Annotated in this window: 2 protein-coding genes and 2 pseudogenes; 3 read left to right on the forward strand and 1 reads right to left on the reverse strand. The window is 39.9% G+C overall.

Annotated elements, in window-relative coordinates; all coding sequences use genetic code 11:
- Positions 1–99, forward strand: a pseudogene (locus tag AB4585_RS21675) (IS5 family transposase); the annotation flags it as partial.
- A gap of 52 nt (positions 100–151) precedes the next feature.
- On the opposite strand, the pseudogene AB4585_RS21680 reads toward AB4585_RS21675, so the two are convergent.
- Positions 152–499: pseudogene (locus AB4585_RS21680) on the reverse strand (IS6 family transposase); the annotation flags it as partial.
- Positions 500–689: 190 nt separating this feature from the next.
- Between AB4585_RS21680 and AB4585_RS21685 the strand changes: the two are divergent.
- Both AB4585_RS21685 and AB4585_RS21690 read left to right on the forward strand, forming a co-directional pair.
- On the forward strand, positions 690–2780 hold the full coding sequence (locus AB4585_RS21685) for a carboxylesterase family protein (protein WP_372155705.1): 2091 nt from the start codon (positions 690–692) through the stop codon (positions 2778–2780).
- A gap of 47 nt (positions 2781–2827) precedes the next feature.
- On the forward strand, positions 2828–4531 hold the full coding sequence (locus AB4585_RS21690; protein ID WP_372170885.1) for a hypothetical protein: 1704 nt from the start codon (positions 2828–2830) through the stop codon (positions 4529–4531).
- Positions 4532–4565 lie beyond the last annotated feature (34 nt).

Here is a 4565-nt window from a genome sequence, read left to right on the forward strand (position 1 = left end):
TTGAGCTTGAGATGTTACAACGCTCAAGTGGGCGAAATCATGGCGAATGTCAAAGCGATTAACAAAGTCATAGGACTAGGTATGCCCGTTAGAAGCTAACGGCTAGCTACATATGGTGTCGTTGATCTTCAAGCTGATTTGATCAACAACGCCTGGTGAAGAAGGCGCGAGCTGCCTTCTCGTCACGGTATTCGCACAGTAAAAAATCAATCACATTACCGCATTTATCAACGGCTCGGTAATAATACTTCCACTGGCCTTTGACGTTAATGTAAGTCTCATCCATCCGCTACGAAGTAGCGACAGGCTTCTTTCTTCGGTGTGCTCTGTGCTCCAATAGTGGGGCGTATTTGATAACCCACCGATTGATGGTTGAGTGATCAACATCGATACCTGGCTCATTGAGTATCTCTTCGGTTTCACGGTAGCTCAGCTTATAAGAAACGTAATAACGAACAGCCGGAAGAATGATGTCGGAAGGAAAGTGGCGCCTGTAAATTTGATGGCCATAGCGTCGGCAGTGGTGAATTTTGATGAAGAGTTTAACCTATCACCACTGTTTACGACAGAACCTGTAATTGTAATATTGTCCACCTTTTCTGATTTTTAAGTCTAATATTAGAAGATTGATTTTGGTATTCAAAGCGTGATAGCAATGTTCTTTACTTTCGATATTGAAGAGGTAAGTGATGACAAAAGCATTTTTGGTCTTGATCGGAGTTGTACTTTTCGGTTGTCGTGATGATTCTACTGAGTTCAGCTTTACCCCTGCTCCTGAAGAGGAATCACCTCAACCCATTACTTTTGAGGCTCAAATAGGTGAAGTGACTATACAAGGCCTCAAAGAACCAATAATCACAGTCGCCCCTTCACTTTCTGCGACTGAAGACGGTATCTCACTGGTTACAATAGAAACGTTCAAAGGGATACCTTATGCTTACTCGGGCGATAGTAGCGAAGGTGATTTTTTCTTCGGTGCGCCTGACCGTTTTGAACACAGTGTGATGCTGCCTCTAGCACAAGCGGTGACCGAAAATAATTCGTATACAGACTTTGGGAACATATGCCCTCAGTTTGGCTCAACAGAATTGTACTCAGAGACCTGCCTTTACTTGAACGTATGGAGACCTAATAATGCGACTTCAGGTGATTTATTACCTGTGTATGTTTATATCCATAGTGGTTCGTTTGAAACGGGATCTGGACACCTGCCCAATATAATTCCAGATGTCGCCGTTGCACAAAGTACAATGAGTGATAACCCCTTTATCGCTGTTACTTTTAACTACCGTCTTGGTTTATTGGGAAAACGGTGGGTTGAAGATGCAGGTCAAACGAAAGGAGGCAACTTTGCGGTTGGTGATCAAAAGCGAGCTCTAGAGTGGGTTAGCCAACATATCGAAGACTTTGGCGGAGATAGTACAAACGTCACTGTATTTGGGCAAGGTGCTGGTGCGACATCAATTAATGCGCTTCAGCAAACAACCAGTGGAGAGCGCGATCCTGAAGATGATATTGCCGGTAATTTCTTTAGCAGAGCGATTATGCAAAGTTTACCGCTCGGACTTTCATTTGAATCATACGCTGCAGCGAAAGACCAATACGACACTTTAGAAACTGCAATGGCAACGCTGTATCCTGATTTAAGTATTAACCAATTGACGGTTGATCAGATTTTAGAACTACAAAAACAAGTAAAAGCAGAAATAACGGGACGCTTGTTTGGTTTACCTGACCAAACCATCGAAAGTATGGTCAGTGACATCTTGGGCTGGATTGAAGATGGCGATAGCACGGAATCGATTGTGGCGAAGCTTACTTTGAAATACGCATCGGATATTGCAGCAATCGAACCGCGAGCGAAATTACTTCCCTTTTCACCCTACATTGAGTCCCATCGTGAGTGCATAAAGACATTCCTTGGGGTTTGCACAGAATATGAGGAATACCCAGGCTATCACGTAACAAGCCTCGCTCATGAAGCTCCTTTAACCGTCCCTTCTATTATAGGATTTAATAACAATGAAACGGATAGTTATATAGCGGAGTTAAAGTTACTATTCTTGATTAATATAGAATTATTACCGGGTATTAAATTACTTGATGTTGTCCTATTTTTAATAGGAGATAGTGATGATATTCGTGATTTGCCACAAATAGCAGATATACCTGCGTACACGTTAATATCATCAATCCTATATGTAGATCGGTTGACCGACACGCCTTTACGCTTTGATGATTTCTCACCATCGGAAAATCCTACCACTTTAGATGGGGTATCAGAAGAGATAAGAAAGTTTAATCAATTAAATAATCAATTGATATATAAATGTGCTATTCGTGATTACGCAAAAGAAGTCGATCATGACATCACTCCTATCATTTATCATTTTGACTATGTCGCAAGTTTTAATAACCAGCTGATTGAAGACTCTATTTTTGACACAATAGGTAATTTGGCTTGCTTCGGTGGAAAAGCCTGTAACCAAGCTGAAATTCCTTTTGTATTTAATCGATTATATAACCAAAGCGGATCGAAGATAGCGCCTGATGAAGGTGACCTTCTTCTTATGGGAGAAGTATCGAGTTTGTGGTTTAGCGATGAATTATTCAACCCTGAATATCGATACCAAGAAGATACAGATAACATATTGGTGATAGTTAATAATGCCACGGATGATGGTGGCGAAATAAACAAGAATATTACAGCGTGGGATGCTACGATAAATATGGGTATTGATGCTAGCACATCACAAGGTATTTGTGATGCTATTTACTAAGTCGTCTTTTATTACAGTGAGGTAGGAATGATGCTACATAGAGTTTGTTGGATAGAGATGAAAGTAAATCATCGAAATTTTTTTTTATTTTATTTCGTAGATCTTGGTGCGTAAGTTTCTTTTCTTTTATTTTGATACTCTCTAATATTGCTAATGCAAAAGAAGCTTCGTTTTTTGAGCAGTATGGCATACCGGAACACCTACCTAAGTATGGTATTAGTACTTTATCTCAAGGTGATCATATTGTTGAGCACGTTCGTAAAGTCACTTCAATTAATGAGGAGGCTTCATCTTCATCTTTTTATTTAGTGCAAACAACAGATTTAAAGGGAAATATTGATTTGAGGATTAAATATTTTCAGGATCAAATTTCTCAAATAGATGGTGAACCTTCACTCTCAGAAGATGGTGGAGCGATAGACTCCATTGAATATTTGACTAAAACAGAATATCGACTTCGCGCCTACTCAGATAGTTACGATCGGTCTTCGGTTACCGTTGAAGAATTAGATGAACGTCGTGCAATTGTACGTTTTAACTATTCTAAGTATCAACTACCTCAAGATGTCGCCTATTTTCGTTTCATGCGAGTTGAGATAAGTGTTGAAGATCGCAAGCCTGTTAAAATGGTGATCACTAATTCGCAACCATTTACCTATGGTACTTATAGAATTGAGGATTATAGACAAGAAATCTTAATCAGTGAGCGTTACAATGGTCAATTTTACGTTAAAAGCAAAACCATTGTGGCAAACGGAGTAACTAGAAAAAAAGAAAAGCTTACTCTGTCATTGCTCATGACTCCCGTCGCTTTTTATGACGATGTAGATGGTGTCGAAGTTCTAGATAGTGAAAAGCTTGAAGAAGCATCAGATCCTCGTATTCGAGAAGAAAAGGTCGAGGTCAGTAGTTTTTTCCCACTGATGGGAGACTTAGTCCGTAGACAAGGTATTGATATTCCTCTTCCATACGGTTTTTCTGTCGCTTATCGCAATCAAGATATGGATCTTGGCTTTCAATCTTTTAATTTAGGTCTCGGAGCATTAGGCCTTCAGAATTTAGATAAGGACTTTGAACCGACAGAGACCTTCGCCAAAGTTAATGCTGAGAGTTTTAGTATAAGGGGAGATGTCTATATTTTGCCTTTCTGGAATGTTTACGCTTTAGCTGGAAAGATTAAAGTTAAGGCAACCATTGATGCGCAATATACATCGGAGAGTTTAAACGAAGTTAAAGATAGTTTAAACGGCATCGATCCTGGATTAGGTGATGCCTTATGTAGTGCGCTAAGCAATGAAGGACTCCCTCTGTGTAGCCCTGGTCGATTGAAGCTTCCTTTAAGTCTTGACTATGATCTGTTAGGTGTGGGTACTACACTAGCCGTCGGGTATAAAGAATTTTTCGCCACGCTTAATATGACCGCATCTCAAACACGATTAGAGGGCTCTTCGAGCTGGGGTGATACTCTGTTTGTTGCTCAACCAATGGTTGGTTATCAGCTTGTTGATTATAGAGCTCAGTTATTAATTGGTGCTGAATATCAAGGCTTAGATTCTACGTTATCCGGTAATCTAGGTTATGTAGATGCGTTACAAGGTGAGTTCACTTATGACGTTGATGTTTCTCTAAATCAATGGGCTTATTTGATTGGTTTTAATAAGCAAATAGGTAAACACTATAATATCACAGCCCTTTATAATAAAGGTGAAACAAGAGAAGCATATACAGTTAGTTTGGGCTATCGATGGTAAATGATTGTGTTAATACCAGGGCGGGATCGCACTT

This window comes from Vibrio sp. 10N.222.49.C9, assembly GCF_041474985.1.
Classification (GTDB): domain Bacteria; phylum Pseudomonadota; class Gammaproteobacteria; order Enterobacterales; family Vibrionaceae; genus Vibrio; species Vibrio crassostreae_C.

Excerpts from the sequence above, each read along its gene's own strand:
- AB4585_RS21685 (WP_372155705.1), top strand. The coding sequence starts at position 690 with ATGACAAAAGCATTTTTGGTCTTGATCGGAGTTGTACTTTTCGGTTGT.